We start from the raw sequence: 22,945 nt of genomic DNA, 5'->3' as shown, positions 1-22,945 counted from the left end.
AGTGCATCCCTGCACTGCGGCCGGCTCTTGTGCTGAGCCCGGCCGTGCGGGCGCCCGTCTGTCAGATCAGGCTCGTGCCCTGCGCCGCCTCAGGAGCAGCGCGAATGCTCCCGCGAGCAGGCTCGCCCCACCGCCGACAGCCAGGAGTGCGCCGAGATCGGCCCCGGTGCTCGCGAGCTGCTGGGCTTCCGCGCCTGGGCCATCGTCCGAGCTGTCCCCGTGTGCGCCTGGGGCCGTGGGACCTGCGCCGGGCGTCGCGAACGCACCGGGTCCACCAGCATCGCTCGGAGTCGGAGTCGGAGTCGGAGTCGCAGTCGGGGTCGACTGCGACTCGGAGGGGACCGGCGTGCTCGTCGGATCCGCCGTCGCCGTCGGCTGCGGCGACGGCTCTTCGGCGAAGTCCAGTCCGATGAGGAACGGGTTGTGATCGGAGGAGCGGTACACATCGCCCGAGTAGAGCTGTGTGCGGTTGTAGTTGTTTCGGCTGTACTCCGTGCCGACCTGCTCGTAGGCGTTGATCGTCCAGACGTCGGCGCCCGTGACCGCGTCCTCCGCTGCGTTGCTCGCCAGGATGTGGTCGAGCGACCCGACAGCGCCGCCGAAGCTGTACGAATACTCGGTACCCGGTGAGCCGGGAACTCCAGCGGCGCGGTTGCGCGCATCCCCCAGGTTCGTGAAGCCCGCATCCGCGAGCACGCGCATGGGGGCCTCGTGGGAGTAGCTGTTGAAGTCACCGGTCAGGAAGACCTGATCGGTGCCGTGCTCCGCGCGCTGTGCCTCCGTGAAGCGGACGAGGGCCTGCGCCTGCCGTGTTCGGTCGCCGTTCCAGCCACCGACGGCTGCTGCGGGTCCGACGGCGTCGTCGTCGTTGTCATTGTCGCCGTCGCCTGAACCGCCCTTCGACTTGAAGTGGTTCGCGACGACGACGAACTCCGTGTCCGTCGCTGGGTCAGAGAACGCCTGGGCGAGGGGCGCACGACCGTTCGCGAAGGCCGGGTCGTCGAGGATGCTCGAGGGGTGGCTCACCTCGACGGAGGCTGGCTGGTAGATGAACGCCGTGCGGATGACGTCGTCGCCCGTGGACGGCACCTCTGCGGGGGATGGAACGTGGGCCCACCGCTCCGAGCCTGCCGCCGTGTTGAGCGCCGTGACGAGATCGACGAGCGCCGCGTCGCGGTCCTTGCCGAAGTCCGACGAGTCCTCGATCTCCTCGAGCGCGACGATGTCGGCGTCGAGCTGATTGATCGCGGCCACGATCTTCGCTTCCTGCCTCGCGAGGTTCGCCTCGTCCCAAGCGCCGCGCGGGAGGCATCCGTTGGCGCTCACCGGCTTGCCATCCCGATCGGTGTAGCTCTCACTCGGGTCGCAGAAGTCCACGCCGAGGCTCGTAAAGTAGTTGAGCACGTTGAACGTGCCCAGCTGGAGGCTGCCGCCGACCAGCTCGGGAGCGGGCTCGCGGGCATCGGAGAAGGTGGCTGGTGCGCCGTTGCTGCCCGTGAGTGTCGATGTGGGCTGGAAGCGGTAGCTGTCGAAGGAGTAGTGCACGACAACTGGCTGCGTGAAGTTCGCTGTCGCACCGATCGTGACGGGCGACTCGATGCTCAGGTAGGGGAGCGGGATGTCGGCGTTGATGAGGCCGCCACCTTCTCGACGGAGGAAGTCAGTCGATGCGCCGTCATCGAGGATGACGCTGTTGGCGGCGTTGTACTCCGCCTGCGCGACCGCCTCTGGGCTGCCCGGTGCCCCAGCCTCCGTCGGCGTCACAAGCAGACGTTCGCCGACGGAGAGCCCGATCTCTCCGTACTGGTTGAGCGCGTAGTTGTCTGCCACTCGGTAGGTGCCAGCTGGGGCGAGGAGCATTCCCTCGAAGCGCTCCCGCTCCTCGTCCGTCTCCGGCCACTCGATCGAGAGGGGCTCTATGATGTCCGCAGGCCCGCGCTCGAGCTGCTCGACAGCGCTTGCGCTGATCTGCGTCGACTCGAACCGCTCAGCGACCCGTCCGGTGACCGCGACTCGATCGCCGATCCTGACGTTGGCGGCGGCTGCCGGGCCGTAGACGAAGATGCCGGTCGAGGCGGTGTGCGCGGTCGGGTCGGTCGCGCCTCGGGTCTGGATGTTGAAGCCGCCGAGTCCGCCTTCCGCGTAGACCGCGGTGACGATGCCCTCGGTCGTCACCGTCTGGTCGACCATCGGCGACGCCGAGCCCGTGCCCTGGATCTCCGCGATCGACGCGAGCTCCGTGCTTGGCGGCACCGTCGGGGTCGAGCTCGCCGTGGGCTCGGGGGTGGTGGTCGAGCCGTTCGCGGAGCTCTCGGGGGTCGGCGCCGCGGCGACGAAATCGGCGGAGTTCTGGTCGGTGTCGACCCCCGTCGTCGCGCGCTGCGTGCTCAGAGCATTGTCGAGTTCCGGCGCAGGAGCTGAGCCCTCGAAGACGCTCGCGGTGCCATAGCCGACAAGATCAACGACTGCAGCCGCGCCTGTGCCGTCCGCTCCGGGAGGGCTGATCACGTCGGTCGTGCTCGCGAGAGCCACGATGCCACCACGCAAGCCCATGGCGATGTCGCCGCTCGAATCAGGGGTCGGCAGCTCGCCGGTGCTGGCGCTGCCGGCTGCCAGCGCGAGGAGATAGTGACTCCCAGGTGCCACATCGCCCGAGAGTTCGGCGACTCCGCCGAGGTTGCCGCTCGCGGAGAAGTACTGGACGGACCAGCCTTCGATGCTCACCGCCGAAGCGCTCGGGTTGTAGAGCTCGACGAAGTCGTTCGAGAAGCTCGACCCCGTGTTGCCACCGCCGCCGTACGCCTCGTTGATGACGAGCTCGGTGCCGCTGGGAGCCGCGAAAGTCGGGGGCGCGGCGGCGACGAGCAGGCTGCCTCCAGCAAGTGTCGACGCGGTTCCCACCGCAAGGAGCTTCTGCCAAGTTCGAGTCACGGTGTCCTCCTGGGCGTGCGTCTGTGACGGGTCGCGGTCACCGTATCGCCACGGTCTCGCCCAGCGACTTCGCGCACGTGAACACCCGGTGAACGGGGCAGCCCGTCTACCCGGCCTTCGAGCGCGTCGCTGAGCCGGCCTTCGTGCGCTTGGCTGAAGCATCGGCCTTCGGCGCAGCCTTGGTCTTTCCCTGCTTCGCGGGAGCGGACTTCTTCGGAGTCGTCTTGCTGGCAGCGTTCTTCTTCGCGCCCGCCTTCTTCTTGCCGCTCCTGCCCTGAGCTCCGGCGCTCGACCTCGTCTTGTTCGCGACGCCCTTCTTCGCAGGTGTCGTCTTCCCCTTGTCGATGCTCCTGCGAAGCGCCTCCATGAGGTCGATCACCTCGCCGCCTGGTTCAGAATCCTCGGACTCGCCGAAGGTCGCCGCCGTGTCGAGGGCGTCCCCCTCCGCGAGCTTCGCGTCGATGAGCTGCTGCAGCTGCTCCTGGTAGTCGTCGGTGAAGCGATCCGGCGCGAAGTCGGCCGCGAACGAGTCGACCAGCGACGCCGACATCTTCAGCTCCTTCGCCGAGATCCTCACGCGTTCGTCGAGGGCCGGGAACTTCGCCTCGCGCACCTCGTCGTCCCAGAGCAGGGACTGCAGCATGAGCACGTCGCCTCGGGTCCGAAGCGCGCCCAGCCGCGACTTCTGCCGCAGCGAGAAGTGCACGATGGCGGTCCTGTCGGTCTTCTCCAGTGTCTTGCGCAGCAGCACGTACGCCTTCGCCGACTTCGAATCGGGTTCGAGGAAGTAGCTGCGGTCGAACATGATCGGGTCGAGCTGCCTGCTCGGCACGAACTCGACGACGTCGATCTCACGACTGCGCTCTTCCGGCAGCGAGCTCAGGTCCTCCTCCGTGAGCACGACGGTCCTGTCCTCCTCGGCGTAGGCCTTGTCGATGTGCTCGAAGTCGACGACCTTCCCGCAGACCTCGCAACGTCGCTGGTAGCGGATGCGCCCGCCATCCTTGTCATGGACCTGGTGCAGGTGCACGTCGTGGTCCTCGGTGGCGCTGTACAGCTTCACGGGCACATTGACGAGGCCGAAGGCGATCGAGCCTTTCCAGATGGATCTCATGCGCCCAGTACAGCCGACCAGTCACGTCGCAAACCGGGCCGAGGCTGTGTATTCGCCGTTCCACGACTCAGGAGTCGGGTGCATCCTGGGCCGATGGCGACGTCCCAGCAGACGGTGGTGGTCGAGGGGCACCGGGTGACCCTGACGAACCTCGACAAGGTGCTGTACCCCGAGTCGGGCACGACAAAAGCGGAGGTGCTCTCGTACTACGCGGAGATCGCGCCCTTCATGCTTCCGCACATCCGGCAGCGGCCGGTGACCCGGAAGCGGTGGGTGGACGGCGTCGGCACGGCAGAGCACCCCGGGAAGGTCTTCTTCCAGAAGGATCTCGAGGCGAGCGCGCCGGACTGGGTGCCGCGGGAGGGGATCGATCACCGGGACCACAGGAACGAATATCCGATCGTTCGTGATGTCGCGACGCTGACGTGGCTCGCCCAGGTCGCGGCGCTGGAGCTCCACGTGCCGCAGTGGCGCTTCTCGGCTCACGGCGCCGCTCTGAATCCGGACCGGATGGTGCTCGACCTTGATCCGGGGGAGGGCGCTGGGCTCCTGGAGTGCGCCGAGGTTGCGCGGCTCGCGCGCCGCATCCTGAGGGACATGGGGCTCGACCCGGTCCCGGTGACCAGCGGCAGCAAGGGCATCCACCTGTACACGGCCCTCGACGGAACCCACACCTCCGAGCAGGTATCGCAGGTCGCGCACGAGCTCGCGAGAGCCCTGGAGGCCGACCACCCCGAGCTCGTCGTGAGCGAGATGAGAGCGGCCCTGAGAACAGGCAAGGTGCTCGTGGACTGGAGCCAGAACAGCGCCGCGAAGACCACGATCGCTCCCTACTCGCTTCGCGGGCGCGCGCGTCCGACCGTCGCCGCTCCGCGCACGTGGCGAGAGCTCGCCTCCAACAGGCTTCGGCAGCTCGAGTTCGCCGAGGTGCTGGAGCGGATGCGCACACACGCGGATCCACTCGCACCCGTTGCCGAGGCGGGCCATGAGGACAGGCTGCTGCGCTACCGATCGATGCGCGATGCCACGAAGACGACCGAGCCCGTGCCCGAGGCCGCCCCACGCCCCTCGGACGGGCGGAGCTTCGTCATCCAGGAGCACCACGCGCGGCGGCTCCACTACGACGTCCGCCTCGAGCGCGACGGCGTGCTGGTGTCCTGGGCAGTCCCGAAGGGCATACCCCCCGAGACCACGCGGAACCACCTCGCGGTGCAGACCGAGGACCACCCGCTCGAATACGCGACGTTCGAGGGAACGATCCCGGGTGGCGAGTACGGGGCGGGCGAGGTGCACCTCTGGGACTCCGGCACCTACGAGCTCGAGAAGTGGCGGGACGGCGAGGAGGTCATCGTCACGCTCCACGGTGCGGCCTCGGGCGGACTCGGCCAGCCGACACGGGTGGCCCTCATCCGCACACGGGGGAGCAGCGATGCGAAGGACACCTGGCTGCTGCACCGGATGGAGCGAGGAAGCCCTTCGACGAAGACGCCGAAGACGAAGCGCCACGGCCCCGGGCAGGAAGGCGGCGCCGGGAGCTCGATAGCGCCCATGCTCGCAACGCCTCGCGAGGAGGGCATCTTCGAGGACGAGGAGGAGTGGGCGTTCGAGATGAAGTGGGACGGCCTCCGTATCGTCGCCACCGTGCAGCCGGACGACATCCGTCTGCGCACGAGGAACGGCAACGACGTGACGGCGGTCTACCCGGAGGTCGTCGAAGCGCTTCGGGCGAGCACGTCGGGCCGGTCGGTGGTCGTGGATGGCGAGGTCGTGGCGCTCGACCGCAGGGCACAGCCGGACTTCGGTCGGCTGCAGGCGAGGATGGGCCGGCGATCGCCGAGGGACGTGGCACAGGGCGTGAAGGACGTGCCGGTCGAGTACTTCGCGTTCGACTTGCTCGAGGTCGACTCCCAGAGCCTGCTTGGTCGGCCATACGTCGAGCGCCGTGCCCTGCTCGATGAGGTCGTGCGGGAAGAGCATGGCCTGCGGGTGCCACCGGCGATCACGGGCGACGCCCGGCTTGCCCTATCCAGCAGTGCGGAGCTCGGGCTCGAGGGCATCATGGCGAAGCGTCTCGAGAGCGTCTACCGGCCGGGACGGCGCTCAGACAGCTGGGTCAAGGTCAAGCACCACAGGTCCCAGGAGGTGATCGTCGGCGGCTGGAGGCCGGGACGCGGACGCCGGGCGGGTGCCATCGGTTCGCTGCTCCTGGGGGTGCCAGGGGCAGAGGGGCTTCGCTACGTCGGCCGGGTCGGCACCGGCTTCAGCGACCGCGAGCTGGAGCGCTCGCTCGGCAAGCTCGAGGTGGAGACGACGGGGACCTCGCCGTTCGAGGACATACCGGCGTCAGACGCGAAGGGTGCCGTCTGGGTGGGTCCGGTGTTCGTCGGGGAGGTCGAATTCGCGGAGTGGACCGCTGGCGGAAGGCTCCGGCAACCGAGCTGGCGAGGATGGAGGCCGGACAAATCACCCGCAGACGTGGAGCCTCCGGGGGACTGAGCTCCGAGCGTGAAGCCGGCCGGCGACACCTGGTCTGAGGACGACGAAGGCCGGGCCCGCCATCGCGGACCCGGCCTTGCGTGAGACCGTTCAGCCGTTGACGCCGGCGGGCGGAATCGTGTCGTCGCGGTGCTGGGCTGCGTCGTCGCGGACCTGCGTCGGCGGCTGGTCGGGTCGTTCCTGGTTCGGTTCGCCGGTGCCGAGGCCCTGGATCGACTCGGCTTCGAGCCGCTCGTTGGTCTCGTCGAGGGCGGCGTCGTTCTCGGACTCTGGGTTCGCGTGCTGATCTGACATGACAACGACCGTACGCATGTCAGCCGAGACGAAGATGAGTGCGTGACGGGCCCCTCCCGGGCTGGTCGCGCATCCGTTCACACGGAGACCATAAGGTGCTGGTGGAGAATCGGCATCGCCCGACCTTGAGGAGACCGCTGTCCATGACGAGCACCCGGCCCGTGCCGCCTGCCCACGCACGAGCGACGCCGCAGCGACGCCGGCGACGCTCACTCGGCAATGTCGTTCTCGGCGTGCTCGGCACGGCCCTCATCTTCGCTGGAGCGGCGGTCCTGGCGGCGTCGCTCTTCGCGCCGACGACGGTTGAACGCGGATACGGTCAGGTCAAAGCTGCTGTGAACGACGTCGCGGCTGAGGTGCAGCTTCCCGCGGTGCGCCTCGGTGTCGAAGGCGGACAGGCGGAACTCGACGTGTGCGACGGGGCCTTCATTGAGATGACCTCGTACCGGAACACCGTCGGCGTACCAGCCGTCTACGCCGCGCACAACAACTGCGGGGGCGACATCGTCTTGAACTGGGAGGTCGGCACGCAGTTCGAGGTCGAAGGGCAACCAGGCACGTTCGAGGTCGTCGACGTGCGGCACACGGCGAAGCACTGGGAGACGACCGAGGCGCTCATCGGGTTGCAGGGCGATTTCGCGCTGCAGTCATGCTTCTACGGCGAAGACCGGATGCAGTTCGTCGGGGTCCGTCCCGTATCCGGCTAGGGCTGAATGCCGGTTCCCGGCATGCACGAAACGGTGGCGGAAATCAAGAGCTTGAGCCTTGATTATGTCGTCACCTATCCTGCGGAGATGATCACCGCACGAGCAAGGGCGCTCCTCGACTTCGAGACCGCGAATCCTGAGCGCAGCGTCTCGAAGCTGGAGAAGATCCGAGGGCTCGGCCTGACCCCTGATGGCTACGAGGCCCGGCTTGAACTGCTGGTCGCCGACGTCGACGTCATGGCCGAGTATCCCGAGCTCGTCTATCGCTACTGGAACCAGCGGCGCGGGCAGGCATCCCGCCGCTGAGCTCCTCAGCTGGCCCGTGCTACGGCGCTCTGGCGCCCGACGTTACGCGTTCTGGTTGACGCTCTCCCAGTCGGCGAGCGTGGCCGCAGCGTTGTACGTTGCGGTCAAGAAGCTATGAAGAAGCGCATCCGGGTCAGTGGATGCACGCACCGCTTCGTAGGGCAGGAGGAACTCGCCGAGTGCGCCGTCCCAGTAGGCGCCGTCCGGAACCTGCACCTCGGCGAAGCCTGCTGGTGAGGGGTACGCATACGAGTAGTACGCGCCCTCGCCGCGGCCAGATGCGTGCGACTGACCTCCGTCTCGTGGGTGAGCAGCGTCTCCGGCAGAGGGCTGAGCAATCTCCCCCTCGCAGGCGAAGGCACGCTGGCGAGGAGCGCATAGCTTGGAGAGCGACGAAGGGATACGACATGGACAACGCAGAACGCGGAAGCAACAGGAGTGGCGCGAACGGATCAACGCAGATGAGCGTCGGCATGTCCCTCGGGCTCCTCATCGGCGTCACCCTCGCACTCATCCTGGACAGCTGGGCCATCGGACTGGGCATCGGGGTTCTGGTCGGCATCCTCATCGGAATCGTCTGGTTCCTCGCGGTCCGAGGCAGAGCTAGCCCGGACGGTGAAGGAGACGCTCGTGCAGACGCCGGCGCCTGAGCGAACGCGCTCACGTCGATCCCTGCGCGCCGTTGCACGCTGACCACAGAGATCTGCATACTGAGGCCATGCCCCGCGTTCAGCGCATCATTCTCGCGTCCGGCTTGCGGCTGACCGCTGCGCTTGCGCTGGTGGTCGTGGCGAGCCAGATCGGCATGACGTGGTACTCCGCGCCTGGCGCCAGCGGAGTCGCCACGGAGCAGACCGCGGTGTTCGAACCAGCGATCGTCGGGACCGTGGTGACCGCCCTCGCCGCGCTCGCGCTTCTCGCGCAGGTCCTGGTCGCCGCACGGCGCACCGTGCCGCGGTGGACCTGGGCTGCGTCTGGCGCAGTCTCCGCTCTCGCCGTGGTCGCAGCCGTTGTCGTGTCCACGGCAGACCGCCCAGTGTTCTAGGTCTCGCCGCTGTCGCGCGCTAACTCTGATCGGGAAGCCAATCCGAGGTGAAGACGATATCGAGGAGCATCGTCGTGATCTCCAGGCCGGCGAGGGCTCCCGCGGCCAACAGGACGATCGCGACCGTCACGACGGTTCGACGCCGTCGTCCGAGCGGGGTGAGGAGCAGGACACCGCTCGCGAGCACCACGGCGCCGAGCACGAGGCCGAACAACGGGAAGGTCATCCACGTATCTTGGCTCGACGAGAATCCTGGTGCCTGTGAGCGCGGCCGCAAAGCTGCCCCTCCGCGTCAGCCGCCTAGGATCGCGCCATGACCAAAGTCGCGGGCCCCCGATCGGGCAACGGGTACTGGGGCACGCAGATCGTCGTGACCGCGCTGCTCGGGGCCGGGAGCGTTGCAGCCAGCTACGTCCTCCTCGTCGTCAAACCGGATGAGCCGGGCGGCGCGGTCCTCATCGCGCTCATCGGCATCGCGCTCCTCACTACCTTCGCGTGGACCGTCGACACGGCGACACGGTCGACCCCGCTGGAGCGAGCTCTCTTCGCCTGGGCGATCATGCAGCACGAGGCAGCGGGACACGGGAACGACGCACTCGCGATGAGCGATGCTGCGCGGGCACGTGATGGCACCCTCGACGCCGATCGAATCCGCACCCTGCAAGCCCTTCGGCCCGGCAATCCCTACCCGACTCACCTCCCGGTCTCGGATGCAGCGAGAGGCGAACCCGCGACGGCCAGGCGAGACACCGGCCCGGACCGTACCCGCCTCGCGCTGGCCGCGCTCTTCCTCGCCTTGACAGGCCTCTACTTCAGCTGCATTCCGCCGGTGTTCATTCTCGGCTGGCCGTTCCAGCTCGCCGCGTCGATCATGGCGGTGTTCGCGATCGTGCCGCGCGGTCGTGGGCGCCGCCTGGGTATCGCCGCAGCGAGCGTGTCCGTGCTCGGGACGATCGTGACGCTCGTCTTGCTGCTCGTGAGGATCCTCCAGGCGCTCAACTGACGCTCGTCGGGTGGCACGGGCGAGGCTGCCGCAGTGCGTGGTTGAGCGCGCGGAGGAACAGCTCGATCCTCGCGTCCTCCTCTCGCAGCCTCCGATGAGCCGCCGCGATACAAGGCCCGGGCAGCGCTGGGGCGCGGATCCCGTCGTCACATCCGAGTCATCACCCTGCGCACACTCCGGCCTACCGTTTCGCGACAGCTACGTGCCAAAAAACGAAAACGTGCCACTAAATTGCTCGCAAATCCGGTTAATTTCTTACGCTCTGAGCGGCACTTTATACCAAGTGCCACGTTTTGACCTGGGTGCAAGGATTGCCCAGCCCCCCCGCTTCGCCCACCCGAGAAGGAAGTCGTGCACGAAACATCTTCGAACCAGATCCCCCGCCGAACGGTAGTCGGGAGCATGGCATGGTCAGTGCCTGTCATCGCGGCCGCAGTCGCAGCTCCCCATGTCTCGGCGAGCCAGCTGTGCAGCGCAAGCGTCGACTTCAACACGGTTGCGACGAATGGAACCAACTCTTCAACGGGCTTCCCGTCGGCCGTCAGCAGCGTGACGCTCGCAACCGGAACGCCGGCCTACCGCGTTCGAATCACACAGACGGATTCCGTGAACACCCAGTTCGGGACTGCATCCAGCTTCTACAACTTCTCGCAGAGCGCGCGGGCCTGGACGAACAATGACCAGCTCGCAACTCTTCCTGGGCCCGCCGGTCGACTCATCCTGAACCAACGACGCCCCGCAGGCAGCAGTGCGAGCCCGGTGTACCAACGCGTCCGGTTCGAGATCATCAACGCTGCTGGTGTTGCGGTGGATGTCACGAACTTCCGCATCACGCTCGACGACATCAATAAGACCGCGAACCACGATGATGTGATCGCGTTCGTGGACGCACCTGCAACCGTGGTTGCGAGCTACGGCAACTCGACTGGTACGGGGACAGTCACTAATCCATTCCGCCGGGCGAACACGGATGGTGTTCCAGCGGGGAGCCCCACGACGTTCTACCGCGACACCTTCGACCTCGGTGCGGTCCCCGCTTCGGGAACAAGGTTGGATTACGTGGGCGGCACGCCGTATGGATGGCAGTACGTGACGATCAGCGCCCTCTCCTTCACCGCTCCAGGAGCCTGCTGACGACAGCTCACGGCTACTGAGCTCGAATGCTGCGGCGGGCCGTCGACATGACGAACGTCCGCTCATCAATCGAACACCATGACCGGGCCGCCATCGCGAATCTTGCGAGAGCGGCCCGGTGACGGTCTTTCGCCGCACACAGCGTGGGGAGAGCATCCCACCCGCTGACAAGAACACCGCGACGAACGTCGACGCTGACAGGTCCCGCGGGCCGAACGGCCTACTCGTCGAGTCCGGCCAGCTTGGACATCCGCTGAGCGCGTTCCAGACGACGGCGCTGGCGGCGGTTCCTGAGGAACCGGACAAAGTAGAGCCAGCCGGGGACCACGAGGGCGAGTCCGATCACCAGCGAAGTGACGTGAAACCAGACCGTGAGTCCTCCGACGAGCGGCGGTACGGCGATGAGGAGCACGGCCGCCAGCCAGCACCGAAGGGCAGCAAGCAAATTGGAGGACCGGTAGTTGAAGCTCACACGTCCACGGTATCGGCCACGTTCGACTTTCTCCGCGACGTTTCAAGCCGTGCAGACGGAGTATTTGAGAGCTCTGGTGACTAGGCCCTGCGGCGGTGCTGCAGAACAGCCGCCGCGAATGCGGCGAGGGCGACACCAGCGAGCCCGAGAATCCACGGCAGCGCAGATGCGCCGGTCGTCGCGTTCTCGGTCGAGTCCGGAGGTTCCGGGGCGCCGATAACCTCGACCGTCTGCGCGGGCTCTTCCGACGCCACCGTGCTCGGTTCCGCCAGGACTGCACCCGCTGGGAGTGCGCACGAGGCGGCGCCAGCGAAGGGGACACCGTTGATCGTGCCGCCGTTGAGGATCGCGTCCTGGTCGATGGGGGTGACCGCGAGGTCGTAGCTCGTGAGGACGATCGTCATCTGCGCCAGGTAGGTGCAGTGGAACGCGGTATTGGTCGGCATCCACTCAGAGGCGAGGCGCATGCCCTTCGCGGAGTTCGCGCGACCCTCAACGGCCTGCAGGTTCACAGGGTCGTTCGCGAAGGCCTCACGCTGGGCCGCGTCCCACGTGTTCGCCCCACCGGTCCAGGCCGCGGCGAGCGGGACGATGTGGTCGATCTGGACGGCACCGGACGTCGCGACACCACGGGTGAAGGGGACTGCATCGCCCGTGTACGGGTCATCGAGGGTGCCTCGTTCCACGATGCAGTCGCTTCCATCGCGGAGTACGACGTTCGTGAGGTCCCGCTGCAGCATGTCATTGCGGGCATCGCACCCGTTTTCGTCCGGGTCGGACCAGTGCTTGAAGAGGTCGCGGTCGTAGCCCGTCGCGGACGAGTTGATCGTCCGCAGCCCCTCAGCGGCAGCTGCGACCGCGGCACCGTCGACGTACCAGGCGCCGTCCACCTGAGATGCGAATCCGGCGTCGATCAGCGGCGCGACGTTGCTCTTCGCCACGTCGAGTGCGATCGGAACGTACGCGGTGTCCGGTTCGGCCAGAGCAGGGGAGGGGACGGCGGTAGTGACTGCGATCGCAAGGAACGCGCTAGCGGCGCGAGTGCGGAGGAGGGAGGAGGACATGCGTGTCTGCAAGGCTAGAACGAGGCGACTGCCCTTTTCGGCGGGCGCGCGCGGGAAGCGGAAGAGGAGGTGCCGAGGCAGCTCGGAGATCTCGATGCGGGCGTCACCCTGTTCTGAGGAGCGTCCGTGTTCCGTGTTGGGCGCCGAGTGGTGCCCCTCAACGGCCTTGATCTACCCAGAGACCCGTCGCGCGAGGAGCGGGAGCGGCGCAGAGACGGCCAGGAGCAGCGCGAGAGCGAGCAGCACGCTGGGCGTCGTGAGCGCCGCGCTGGTGCCACCAGCGAACGCGCTACCTGCGGCTGAAGCCACGAGCGAGACACTGATCCGGAGACCGGAGGCTCTTCCGATGGAGCCTGGGTCGGCCGCGTTCTCCGTCGCTGACGCCAGGAGTACGGCGATGGGGCCGGCTGCCGCACCCACGCAGAAGAGGAGCAGCCCGAACAGCCACAGGCTCTCCAACGTCAATGCCGAGAGTGCGAGCGCAGTACCCGTGAAGGCGAGAGCCGAGAGCAGCTGCAGGCTTGCAGAGGCGGACCATCGGATGGCGCCGTAGGCGATCGCACCGAGCACCTCACCAAGTGCGAGAGCTGCGAACAGAAGACCAGAGGCGTCGATGGCGTCGTTCGCTTCGGCGACGCGGGGGACAACAAGAACTGCGACTCCACCGACGGTTCCCGTAACTGCGGCGAGGGCGAGAACCGACAGCATCGGACCCCGGAGCCACCTCACGGGTTCACGTGGTTGAACGGCCGCTGGAGTAGCGTCACCGCGACGAGCGATGCGCAGGAAGAACCCAGCGCTGAGCACCCCGATACCCCCAATCATCAGGATGATGACGTCCGGGCTGGCGACGAGGACGACCATGCTCACGAGGAGCGGCCCGATAACCAGGCCCGTTTGGAAGCAGGCTCCGAGGAGCGAGTAGCTCGCGACGCGTTCTCTTGGACCGAGCGAGGATCTTGCGAGCCAGACACGGACCGCCGTCGTGATCTCCGGCAGTGAAACTCCCGCGACGAAGGCTGCGATGAGCAAGGCCGCCGTCCAGGAAGAAGCGGAACGGCCAGAGAGGACGAGCGCGAGGATCGCGACGAGGAACGTCGCAGCTGCGGCGGTGACGGTCGTGCGTGTTCCGATCCGATCGATCAGGTATCCCTGGCCGATCAGGCCGACTGCGGTGCCGCACGTGAATGCCGCGCTCGCCCAACCCGCGATGACGAAGGACCCGGTCCAGGCGTGCACGGTCAGGACCACGGCGACAGGGAGCATTCCCAGGGGCACGGTTGAGATCAAGACCGAAAGAAGGTGTCCGGCCACTCGCCGGTCTCGCATCAATCCGCGATAGATCTGCCGATGCTCCGCGCCCGAGGACGCACTCATCGTCGTGGGGGAGTCATGCGTGCGTGGGGCCGCCTGCTGCTCGACATGGTTCCGAGAATCGCAGATCGACGTTGGCAATCGCCCGCGAGCAGTCGATCCTTGCGGTCCGCCTGCAGCGTCATGCCAGCGCCCCGCCGTTCTCGCACCACCGCCCTTGCCCTCATGACTCGAGGTCGACATGGCGCCTCGGGGGCCGTCCGTGGTCGGGCCCCCGAAGGTCGCGTGACCGCTCGACGATTCGTGAGGATTGGCCGACCGGTATCGCATGACGAGCGGCCTCGTCGACAGCGGCTAGGTTGATCCGAGGCATCTCATTCGGCTCAAGGAACGCGTCGAAACGTACTCGTACTCGGAGGACCACATGATCGGTTACGCAGACCTGCAGGATCTTCAGGGGGAGCAGCGCGAGCGCATCCAGGCGCTTTACGATCGCAGTCATCGCCTCTGGGCTCTCCCGAACGATATGGGCAAGATTGACGCGCTTGAGGAGTTCATCGGTGACTGTGAACGTGCGCAGTTGCCGCCCCTCATCGCCAGCGCGCTCTTCGACCTGCACGTCACCTACGGTGACGGCGGTCTCACTCGTGAAGCGCTGACAGCTTTCGCTCGACTCATGCGTCACCTCGACCGCTACGGCGACCTGGTTCATCCAAGCAACGTCACCCGCATGCTCAACGCAGTGGCCACGAGTACCCTCACCATGCTGAACGACCCGACACTGCCACTCGAGCAGCTCACGCGAGTCATCGATCTGGTCGAAGCTCAAGTTCGCAGGCGAGGCACCGACCCGGTTGGCGTCCTGGTCGCCAGGGCTGCAATTGCCTCGGCCCGCGGCGATGGCCGCGAAACAGCCGACTGGATCGAGCGGTGGCGTTCCGAAGCGAGTGAGGAATGGCGAGCCGACGATCTCGGTGTCATCCAAATCGAGTTGCCGCTCATCGCGAGTTTCGACCTGAAGCGCGCCACCGAGACACTCGAGCAGCGACTTCGGATGGTGGGCATCGACCGTGGTCGACTCGACCTTCAGCAGCGCATCGAAGCGGTTCCTGTGCTCGCTATGCTCGCGTTCTTCCATCTCCGCTCCGGCAAGGTCGCCGAGGCCCGCGCCATCGCCGACCAATTGCTCGATGGCGTGGGCATCGAAGTCCTCGTCCGCGAGGCCGTGGCCTGCCAGCTCATCCCCATCCTGGAGCATCGTCCCGACGCAGCCCTCTTCGTTGTCGACGACGTCTTGCGCAACCTGTCGTTGGACGAGAGCGACGCGGAGACCTTGGCCGCGGTGGCTCGAAATCGGCTCCTCGCCGACCCTGATGGGGACGAAGGTGGCTTGATCCGAGTTCTCGCGCAGCAGGCCGCGGCCGCCCTCGACCGGCGCGGTGCGACCGACGTGCACGTCCGTGAGCTTGCAGACTTCTGGTGGGCGGGCCTTGAGTCCCGGCCCGCGCCGAGTGCGGTCCACGACGGCGAGACCTGGGGAGACCCAAGTGAGCGTGCGCTGCTGATCCTCTCCGCTGGGTGGCTCACAAGAGCAGGCTCGGTGCGCGAAGACCGCATCCCCGTGTCCTTGTGGGAGAGATACACGGCGCTGTTCGACAGATTCCGTGAGCTCATGGCAACAGCGAGTGTGGAAGAGACGAATGCCCTCGCTGCCGAGCTCGAAGCTGAGGGAGAACGTCTCCGCTGCGCAACCACACGCTTCTGTGTCCCGCTTTTTCACTCACTCCAGTCGTCGATGCTCGGCGCCAACGGCCAGGTCGTCGACCTCTACCAGCGTGCGCAGCGCTCCCTGGCGACCGACCCGACGGCGGTGAACGCCACGTACCGCGGGTTCGCGCCCTCGGCCTTCCTCCTCGCGCTCCTCGACGGTGTCTCCACGCCCAGCGTGCCGTGGGCGCAGGTCGAGGCGGTCATCGACGTCGAGGATCAGCTCCGGACGTGGACAGGCGGCTCTGAGGCTCGAGTCCATTTCGCTCGAGCGGAGATCGCCGCCCACAACGGCGACCTGGCGGAGCTGCGCGAACGCACCGACCGCATGTTCGCCAGCCTCGCTGCCGGTGAAGAGCCCTTCGATCGGAACATCCTCGACCTCGTCGCAGTCCGGCAGACGGCGCTGACCCTCCCCGACATCGCCCGGAAGGCGGCCATCCGCGTCGCGGAAGCAGGCAACGAGCTGCAACGGCGTGGCGCGGCAGGCTGGTTGTGCTGGATGCGGGTGCGCGACGGTGACCCTTCCGGTGCCACCGAGCTGGCTGCGCTGCTCGAGTCGGTCGGTGGTGCCACCGAAGAGATCGAGCAGTTGCCCGGCTGGGCGATGCTCGAGGCGTTGACCGACGCAGATGTCGATCTCGTCTCGGTAGTGGATGCGCTCCTCACCGAGGCAGTCGCGGGTGACTGCACGGAAATCGAACTCTTCGCGGCCGCGAGCCGAGTGCTGCAAGACCGAGCCCCGAACGACCCGCGGGGAGCGGAACTGAGGAACGAGGTCGAGAGAACCGCACGCCGTCTCGACGAGCGCAACGGCCACAACGGGTGGAGCACGCATCTTCACGACCGTTGGCTGAACGAGGACCGGGTCTTCGGGGCGCGAGCATGAGCGACGAGCGCTTCCTCGTCGACCTCCGCGGGCTCGTCGACATCCTGTCCCATCACTTGTACTCAAGCCCGAGGGTCTACCTGCGTGAGCTCATACAGAACGCGCGGGATGCGGTGGTCGCACGGCACGAGATCGATCCGGACTCACCAGAGCAGATCACCATCACCGTCGACGAGGCTTCCGGGGCGGTGATCGTCCGAGACCAGGGCATTGGCCTCACCGAACAGGAAATGCGCGACGTGCTCGCGACCATCGGCGCGTCGAGCAAGCGAGAGGACTTCGCTCGGACCCGGCGCAAGTACCTCGGACAGTTCGGCATCGGGCTGCTGTCCTGCTTCCTGATCGCGGACCGCATCGAGGTACGTTCTCGCAGCGCCCGGACTGCGGATGCGGCCACGATCAGCTGGGTAGGGAGCGCGGACGGCACCTTCACCATCAGCCCCGCCACCGAACCCCTCGCTGAGCCAGGCACTGAGGTGCGCGTAGAGGCCCGACCCGACGAGTGGGAATGGACCCAACCGCATCGAGTGCGACTGCTGGCAGAGCGCTTCGCGGGATTGCTCGAGCTGCCCGTCGCGCTCCATCGCGGACCCGTCTTGCCCGCTGAGATCGTCAGCCAGCGGACACAGCCCTGGCGGGGCAGCGCACAGGAGATGGAGGACTGGGCGCACCAGGAGCTGGGATTCCGGCCACTCGCAATCCTCCCGGTCGCTGTGCCCGGCGCTGGGGTGCGAGGGCTCGCGTTCATCGCTGATAGCCCCGGTCAGGTGGGCACGCGTCGCGGTGACACTGTCTACTCGAAGGGCATGTTCGTCACCGACAGCAGTGTGCAACTGGTTCCATCCTGGGCGTACTTCATACGCCTCGTCGTGGAAGCCGGTGATCTGCCGCTCACGGCATCCCGCGAGGCACTTCAAGATTCGGTCACCATCGACGCCGTCAAAGAGCAGGTGGGCATACAGGTCCGGGAAGGCATCGAGCGTTTCGCTGAGAACGATCCCGCTGGGTTCGCCAGATTCCTGGATGTCCACGCCAAAGGCCTGATGGCGATGGCGGTCAGCGACGACGACATGCTCGATCTCGTGTCGCAGAGCGTGAAATGGGAGACCAACGAGGGCTACCAGACCCTGGCCCAGATGCGGCGCCGCGCGGAGGTGGTGCTCTATACGACCTCGATGACTGACTTTACGGCTTTCGCTCCGATTCTCGCCGCGCGCGGGACACCCCTCGTGAACGCCTCCTATGTCTACGGACGTGAAATCCTGCGACGTCTGGTCGAGCGTCCGCTTCGAGGGGCACGGCTGCGAGCCTTCGATGCGGCGCGCTTCATCGATGAGCTTCAGCGTCCGCTTGCCGGAGACACCGCGGCTCGGTTACTTGAGGAGCAGGCGCGCCCGGTGCTGCAACAACTCGGGGTCGCACTCGACCTGCGGGAGTTCTCGCCCGTCACGGTGCCGGTGCTTTTCCTCGGCGCCTCCGGGGACGCTGAGTTCGACGCGGTCAGCGAAGACGAAGCTGACGGCGATGACGCCTGGGGCGACCTCCTCAGCGATCTCGTCACACCATCTGAGTCGTCTGCGCCGCGCGGCCCGCGCCTGGTCGTCAACGTCGGAAGCACTTCTGTGCGCGCCTTCGGGACGATCAAGGATCGCTACGTCCGAGAGGAGGCGATCGCCGGCCTCTACGTCATCGGCAGGCTCACCGCGGGGGAGCGCCTCCAGCCACAAGATGCGGTGCTCCTCAACCGGGCCCTACAGGCGCTGATGACGGCGGCGGGAGATACCGAGACCGAGTGAACAACCCGCCGCGGCGGCATCCTCACCTCGGCGCACCGTGCGAGCATCCTGCAGTTCATTGCACATTGGATCCACGACGTGAAGGAGGCCAGTGTGGTCGTGCTTCGGTCACACGCAGGTGTCGTGCCCAACATGACCTCGGTATCTTCCTGCGATTTCTCGTTATGGGAGAAGGTGCTGAACGAACCGGCCACAGCATGCAAATCTGCTTCCAATTCCACAACCACACGTCCCCGAACAAGTTCAGCCGTCTAGGGTGCTGACTGGCGTCAAACTCCTCGTTGAAGGTCTGGCGCGTGGATTGAGCGCGACGATCGGGGTGACAATGCTCGCTGCATATGCTCAGGGTCTCAAGGATGGTGAAGCCCTGCAGTGGCTGCACGAACAGGGTTGGGGTGTTCAAGATGATGAAGCGTCAGTTCGTGCCCATGTGGACTTCATCGGGACCCGAACGTTCTTGGTGGGACGCAACTGGCAAACGACAACAGCCGTCAACACCGACGCGGACTCGTATGATCCTGATCTTGTCCATGTGTGTTTTGTTGTGAAGGGTTGTCTCTTTCTCCAGGCCGGAGGAGAAACGACAGAAGAAGTGCCTGCGCCGTACTTCTTCACGTATTCAGCGCGTCGACCGGTGCGCATCTCGGCTGTAGATCCCTACTCGTGTCTGTTTCTCGGGATACCAAGGGAGCGTTACGTTGAGCTTGCGTGGGTCGAGAGTCAGGCGCCAGGTCCCTTCCTGACGACCAGCCGTTTTCGAAAGGTCCTCATTGCGTCCTTGAACGCCTCCTTCGAATCGCAAATCAAAGAGGGGCAGGTTGGCTTCCACTCCTGGAGGCGCGGGGTCGAGGACCTGCTGCTTGCAACGCTCGCCGATACGAACGTGCGGCAGAGCACGAACGGTCAATCGCCGCGAGATCTGCATCTCGCTCGCGCGCACCACCTGATCGAGGAGAATTTCCGAGATCCAGCCTTTTCGGTTCGGGTGCTGGCCCGTGACCTCAACATCTCCCTTTCGCAGCTGCACCGAATTTTCGCAGATGAAAGCAATTCAGTCGGAGTGTTCATTCGCCGCTTGCGCGTAGAGCGGGCGCGGACGCTTCTCCGGTCAAGCGATAACTCAAAATCGGACCGTTACAGAATCGCGCAAGAAAGCGGATTCAGGTCGATGCGAACTATGCGTCGCCTTTTGAGCCAGGAATCCGCAGAACGCAAGCCTGCCGGGGACTGAATCCAGACACGAGTGCCGGTCGGGTCTGCAGAGACGGAAGCGCCCAGCAGAGAGACGACGTGGGCCTCGAGGGTCGACCGTCTGGGGTGCGCGTGGTTCTGAATGCTCACGAACGCCCTGTCAGGGACGACGTCCGGGTGTGCGGCCGCAGCACCCCAGTCAGCAATTGCTCCGACCCCGGAGGTGACACCCACGACAACGGCGCAAGTCCGATGCGAAGCTGCCCAAGGGGAAGGCGTCGCGTCCCCCGGCAAGGTCTGCTCCGGCCAGCGACTGGCGGTGCTGTTCGCAACGTTCGCATGCGAGCACCCGCTGGGAACCTCTAAGGCGGACACCTTCGTCTTCGAGGCTAAGGCCATCTCCTCCGCGGAAGCCAATGCGGGGGAGTGGTGCGACCGGTGCGCCGACCGTTGCGGATCGTGCCAGTCGGCACGGTCGCAGGGGAGGCAAAAACCCCCGGACCAGAACGAGGCATTGCCTCGCCGGCCGGGGGGTTTCTCGCGGTGGGTGATGCGGGACTCGAACCCACGACCTCTTCCGTGTGAACGGGCCTGACGCACGAAACGGGGTGAATCGTCGTCACACCAGATGCAACATAAGGCCTGGTCGAGGTTCGATTTCGTCATACGCGACGTAACATCGTGACACGCGCCAGCACGGGAGTTTGCGCCACATTTGCGCCACTCGGATCGAGTAGGGCGGACTCGACGTCCTTCTTCGTGACTGGTGCGAGGTGCGCGTAGATCTCCGTCGTCGACGTGCTCGCGTGCCCGAGCAGCTCGGCGACCCGCGACAGGGAGACGCCGTCCTGCACGAGCCAGGACGCGTAGGTGTGGCGTAGGTCGTGGAGGCTGGCGCCGAGGTGGGTCAGCCCGGCTTCCTTCAACGCTGGCGCGAGGACGTGCTGCGTGAAGTTGCGGTCGTCACGGACGCCACCGTCGTATGAGGGGAAGGCCAGCGCTGACCGGCAGGCGCTGCCTGCCCTGTGGGGGAGTCCGCATGTCGGAGCAGGGTGTAGCTCGAGGCGATCGACGACCCGCTGCAGGACGGGCACGTGGCGCTGCCTGCGGCCTTTCGGGTATGGCTTGATGGATGATTGCCCGTCCCACACATCGCGGACTGTGAGCATGCCCTCGGAGAGGTTCGAGGCGTCGAGGTGGAGGCCGGCGACCTCACCCCAGCGGATGCCGGTGCCGACGAGGAAGCCGAGTACCGCCTGGTCGCGGCGGTCGGGCACGGCGGCGACGAGCGTGGCGCGGGCGATCGCATGGCTGCAGGCAAGGATGGCCGCATAGTGCCCACGACCCCAGGCGGAACCGTATTCGAGGCCATCGAGACGACGCTCCCCATGGGGGACAGGGCCTCGCTCATGGTGCCCGTGTCGTACTCGGCCACGAAGGTCGTCGTCTACACGCACGGCAATGACGGCTCCTAAGATCAGTTCGCGCAGATCGCCCCATGGGCGGAAATGCGGCGCTGGTTCATGGAGAACGACTGGGCCGTTGTGGAATCGAGCGGCGCAGGAAATGGGTGGGGCGGCGACGCCTCCCGGCTCTCCTACGAGCAGGCCGCGGCTTGGGCGATGACGCTCGTCCCGATCGCCGACGTCACGGTGCTCGGACGGTCCATGGGCAGCCTGGTCGCCTACTGGCTGGCGACCTACTCCGAGTTCTCTCCGCTGGTTCGGAATCTGATCATCAACTCGGGGACGACGGACCTCATCGCGCGCTACGCGGCGTCGTCGGGGTCGGACATGCGAGCGATGAACGCCGCGTACGGGGTCGCACCCACCACGGACAAGAACGAAGCGGCCTTCGCTGCCGCGGCGGTCGGACACGACCCGATGCAGTTTCCAACAGGTATCTGGGCAGACAAGCGAGTCCTGCAGCTGTGGGGCAGCGCCGACACCACGGTCGTTCCCGAGGCTCACGGTCAGGCGTGGGTCACGAAGTACGGCGCGCACACCAAGGCGACGGTCGTTGACGTCCGCGCGAACGGCGATCACGGGTGGGACAACGGCTCCTACCTGCAGATGGACGCCATGACGAGCTTCCTGACCGCAGAGCGCCCACCTACCGGAGTCGGGTTCGTCGTCCGCCGAGTCTGGGTGATCGCCGACGGCGAGCCGACACCTGTGCAGGTGTTCGTCTGATCTCGGGAGCTGGCCGGCGTCGAGGGTGACCTCAGATCAGCCTGAGCTCCGGCCATACCTCACATTGGGGAGTTGTCAAGGTCCTCGATGGCGCATTCGTGGGAGCAGAACCCTGCATGCCCAGCGCTGCGCGCCGCGACGGGGTCCGTCTGCTTCCCGCAGGTGCGAGTGCCGGCGTCAACGCTGGCGCGGCACTTCGTGTCGTCTGCGCCTGCGAAGGCGGAGCGAATGCGGGCCAAGAGGGCGGTGCCGGTCATGTGAATCTCTTTTCGTCGCGATCAGAGTAGACCGCCGGGCGTGTCTGCGCCAGAGCATTCGTGTTGCGAGGGACGTCGCTGAGCACTACCGGGAGCAGCACCCAACATTGGCCAACCTGGACGAGTCAGACGAGCTCGATCGGACGTCGTTCTGCCAGAGGCAGAGCCATCGCGGCTTTCTGCGCGGGGACCGCTCCGTCGATGAACGTGCAATTCCACCCATTCGCGTCGCGCCAGGTGATCATCAGACGGTCCGGGATGTTCAAGGGCTCGAATGCCGACCCCAGAACTCGTGACTCGGCAGAGTGCGCTTCCCACTGAACTTGACCGCGTTGATACGCGACGATTCGATGAACTTCCGGGTCTCCGGTTGCCCAGGAAAAATGCATGACCCAGTAGTGGCAGTCGCCCGATTCGCTGATGCGTGCTAGCGCGGACCAGTCGGTCACGGCGCCGCGCAGCAGGTGTTCGCGTCGGTGGAACCGTCTGCGGTGGAGCGCGGCGCGCAATCGGAAACGGTACCTCTTGAAGGCCTGCCATGCGGGCTTCACCAGGATGGTCGACGTGATGATGAGGCCGACCACGCCCGAGACGACGAGGGTGATGCTCAGCGTTTCCGTGCCCCAGCCTTCAACGATCGCGTAGACGCTGCCGATGAATCCGACCGTGGCAGCGAACGCCTTGCCGAGGTTCACGACTGTGGGTGGCACGTGCTTGGTCACGAGCGAAGCATATGGCCACCGTCGCATCCGGAAGTTCGCGAAGATCACCAACCGCCCTTCTCCTCACGCTTCCGGCTTACTCAGCTTGCAGAACTCTCGTGACCTTCGCGCCCCCTCCGGTGGGCGCACCCTGATTTGGAGGCCTCATGGCTCGCGCTGTCGTATCCGAAACGGTCGTGCTCCTCGCGGGTGACCGCGTGGACCCGATCACCATCCCTGTCACCACCGTGGAGGGGGCCGCGGTCGACCTC

23 protein-coding genes are annotated in these 22,945 nt (G+C 66.3%); 12 read left to right on the top strand and 11 right to left on the bottom strand.

Translation table 11 applies throughout. The features are described from left to right. Positions 1-66: 66 nt before the first annotated feature. Both C5B99_RS08580 and C5B99_RS08575 read right to left on the bottom strand, forming a co-directional pair. A complete protein-coding gene (locus tag C5B99_RS08580; protein WP_181064970.1) occupies positions 67-2,931 on the bottom strand; it encodes an ExeM/NucH family extracellular endonuclease in 2,865 nt (954 codons plus the stop codon). 106 nt (positions 2,932-3,037) lie between these two features. Continuing rightward, positions 3,038-4,045, bottom strand: a complete 1,008-nt coding sequence (locus tag C5B99_RS08575) for a Ku protein (RefSeq protein ID WP_104241332.1) — start codon at positions 4,043-4,045, stop codon at positions 3,038-3,040. A 93-nt stretch (positions 4,046-4,138) separates the two neighbouring features. Between C5B99_RS08575 and C5B99_RS08570 the strand changes: the two genes are divergently transcribed. After that, a complete protein-coding gene (locus C5B99_RS08570) occupies positions 4,139-6,541 on the top strand; it encodes an ATP-dependent DNA ligase (protein ID WP_104241331.1) in 2,403 nt (800 codons plus the stop codon). Between the two features lie 90 nt (positions 6,542-6,631). Here the strand turns inward: C5B99_RS08570 and C5B99_RS08565 are convergent, their stop codons facing one another. Continuing rightward, positions 6,632-6,835 (bottom strand): hypothetical protein, encoded by a 204-nt coding sequence (locus C5B99_RS08565; protein ID WP_146080211.1) that lies wholly within the window; start codon positions 6,833-6,835, stop codon positions 6,632-6,634. A gap of 143 nt (positions 6,836-6,978) precedes the next feature. On the opposite strand from C5B99_RS08565, the gene C5B99_RS08560 reads away from it, so the two are divergent. Both C5B99_RS08560 and C5B99_RS08555 read left to right on the top strand, forming a co-directional pair. Beyond that, positions 6,979-7,542, top strand: a complete 564-nt coding sequence (locus C5B99_RS08560) for a hypothetical protein (RefSeq protein ID WP_104241329.1) — start codon at positions 6,979-6,981, stop codon at positions 7,540-7,542. 87 nt (positions 7,543-7,629) lie between these two features. Beyond that, complete coding sequence (locus tag C5B99_RS08555; RefSeq protein ID WP_104241328.1) at positions 7,630-7,848, top strand: DUF3263 domain-containing protein; 219 nt, start codon at positions 7,630-7,632, stop codon at positions 7,846-7,848. Positions 7,849-7,890: 42 nt separating this feature from the next. On the opposite strand, the gene C5B99_RS19475 is transcribed toward C5B99_RS08555, so the two are convergent. Next, on the bottom strand, positions 7,891-8,304 hold the full coding sequence (locus tag C5B99_RS19475; RefSeq protein ID WP_219819627.1) for a DUF5996 family protein: 414 nt from the start codon (positions 8,302-8,304) through the stop codon (positions 7,891-7,893). On the opposite strand from C5B99_RS19475, the gene C5B99_RS08550 reads away from it, so the two are divergent. Together C5B99_RS08550 and C5B99_RS08545 are read left to right on the top strand one after the other, a co-directional pair. Next, positions 8,256-8,498 (top strand): hypothetical protein, encoded by a 243-nt coding sequence (locus C5B99_RS08550; RefSeq protein ID WP_104241327.1) that lies wholly within the window; start codon positions 8,256-8,258, stop codon positions 8,496-8,498. The two genes, C5B99_RS19475 and C5B99_RS08550, sit on opposite strands and share 49 nt — an antisense overlap. 68 nt (positions 8,499-8,566) lie before the next feature. Next, positions 8,567-8,893, top strand: a complete 327-nt coding sequence (locus C5B99_RS08545) for a hypothetical protein (protein ID WP_104241326.1) — start codon at positions 8,567-8,569, stop codon at positions 8,891-8,893. Between the two features lie 19 nt (positions 8,894-8,912). Here C5B99_RS08545 and C5B99_RS08540 read toward each other — a convergent pair whose 3' ends face one another. Further along, complete coding sequence (locus C5B99_RS08540; protein WP_104241325.1) at positions 8,913-9,119, bottom strand: hypothetical protein; 207 nt, start codon at positions 9,117-9,119, stop codon at positions 8,913-8,915. 87 nt (positions 9,120-9,206) lie between these two features. Between C5B99_RS08540 and C5B99_RS08535 the strand changes: the two genes are divergently transcribed. Both C5B99_RS08535 and C5B99_RS08530 read left to right on the top strand, forming a co-directional pair. Next, positions 9,207-9,896, top strand: coding sequence for a hypothetical protein (locus C5B99_RS08535; protein WP_104241324.1), 690 nt, complete (start codon positions 9,207-9,209; stop codon positions 9,894-9,896). 414 nt (positions 9,897-10,310) lie between these two features. After that, positions 10,311-11,030, top strand: a complete 720-nt coding sequence (locus C5B99_RS08530) for a hypothetical protein (protein WP_146081969.1) — start codon at positions 10,311-10,313, stop codon at positions 11,028-11,030. A 220-nt stretch (positions 11,031-11,250) separates the two neighbouring features. On the opposite strand, the gene C5B99_RS08525 is transcribed toward C5B99_RS08530, so the two are convergent. The 4 genes from C5B99_RS08525 to C5B99_RS18980 form a co-directional block, all read right to left on the bottom strand. Beyond that, positions 11,251-11,502: a hypothetical protein gene (locus C5B99_RS08525; RefSeq protein ID WP_104241322.1), complete on the bottom strand. Its 252-nt coding sequence runs from the start codon at positions 11,500-11,502 to the stop codon at positions 11,251-11,253. 80 nt (positions 11,503-11,582) lie between these two features. Next, on the bottom strand, positions 11,583-12,566 hold the full coding sequence (locus C5B99_RS08520) for an HNH endonuclease family protein (RefSeq protein ID WP_104241321.1): 984 nt from the start codon (positions 12,564-12,566) through the stop codon (positions 11,583-11,585). A 171-nt stretch (positions 12,567-12,737) separates the two neighbouring features. Beyond that, on the bottom strand, positions 12,738-13,856 hold the full coding sequence (locus tag C5B99_RS08515) for an MFS transporter (protein WP_181064968.1): 1,119 nt from the start codon (positions 13,854-13,856) through the stop codon (positions 12,738-12,740). A gap of 247 nt (positions 13,857-14,103) precedes the next feature. Further along, positions 14,104-15,018: a hypothetical protein gene (locus C5B99_RS18980; RefSeq protein ID WP_146081968.1), complete on the bottom strand. Its 915-nt coding sequence runs from the start codon at positions 15,016-15,018 to the stop codon at positions 14,104-14,106. Between C5B99_RS18980 and C5B99_RS08510 the strand changes: the two genes are divergently transcribed. The 3 genes from C5B99_RS08510 to C5B99_RS08500 all read left to right on the top strand — a co-directional run bounded on the left by C5B99_RS08510 (position 15,001) and on the right by C5B99_RS08500 (position 19,563). Next, positions 15,001-16,536: a hypothetical protein gene (locus C5B99_RS08510; protein WP_146081967.1), complete on the top strand. Its 1,536-nt coding sequence runs from the start codon at positions 15,001-15,003 to the stop codon at positions 16,534-16,536. The two genes, C5B99_RS18980 and C5B99_RS08510, sit on opposite strands and share 18 nt — an antisense overlap. Continuing rightward, entirely contained in the window at positions 16,533-18,332 is a 1,800-nt protein-coding gene (locus C5B99_RS08505; RefSeq protein ID WP_104241318.1) for an HSP90 family protein, read from the top strand. Before C5B99_RS08510 ends, C5B99_RS08505 begins: the two co-directional genes overlap by 4 nt. 256 nt (positions 18,333-18,588) lie before the next feature. Beyond that, complete coding sequence (locus C5B99_RS08500) at positions 18,589-19,563, top strand: helix-turn-helix domain-containing protein (protein WP_146081966.1); 975 nt, start codon at positions 18,589-18,591, stop codon at positions 19,561-19,563. A gap of 622 nt (positions 19,564-20,185) precedes the next feature. Here the strand turns inward: C5B99_RS08500 and C5B99_RS19240 are convergent. Beyond that, positions 20,186-20,800: a site-specific integrase gene (locus C5B99_RS19240; protein ID WP_181062942.1), complete on the bottom strand. Its 615-nt coding sequence runs from the start codon at positions 20,798-20,800 to the stop codon at positions 20,186-20,188. Positions 20,801-20,857: 57 nt separating this feature from the next. On the opposite strand from C5B99_RS19240, the gene C5B99_RS19235 reads away from it, so the two are divergent. Together C5B99_RS19235 and C5B99_RS19230 are read left to right on the top strand one after the other, a co-directional pair. Further along, the gene (locus tag C5B99_RS19235; protein ID WP_181057833.1) at positions 20,858-20,998 is read left to right on the top strand and encodes a hypothetical protein; all 141 of its coding nucleotides are present in this window, start codon (positions 20,858-20,860) and stop codon (positions 20,996-20,998) included. Between the two features lie 48 nt (positions 20,999-21,046). Further along, a complete protein-coding gene (locus C5B99_RS19230) occupies positions 21,047-21,715 on the top strand; it encodes an alpha/beta fold hydrolase (RefSeq protein WP_146080525.1) in 669 nt (222 codons plus the stop codon). 382 nt (positions 21,716-22,097) lie between these two features. Here the strand turns inward: C5B99_RS19230 and C5B99_RS08485 are convergent, their stop codons facing one another. Beyond that, entirely contained in the window at positions 22,098-22,694 is a 597-nt protein-coding gene (locus tag C5B99_RS08485) for a hypothetical protein (protein ID WP_146080526.1), read from the bottom strand. Positions 22,695-22,945 lie beyond the last annotated feature (251 nt).

It is taken from the genome of Pseudoclavibacter sp. Z016, from assembly GCF_002931215.1.
Classification (GTDB): domain Bacteria; phylum Actinomycetota; class Actinomycetes; order Actinomycetales; family Microbacteriaceae; genus Pseudoclavibacter.
Note: the sequence above shows the minus strand (reverse complement) of the source record. Positions and strands in the feature narration are given on the sequence as shown.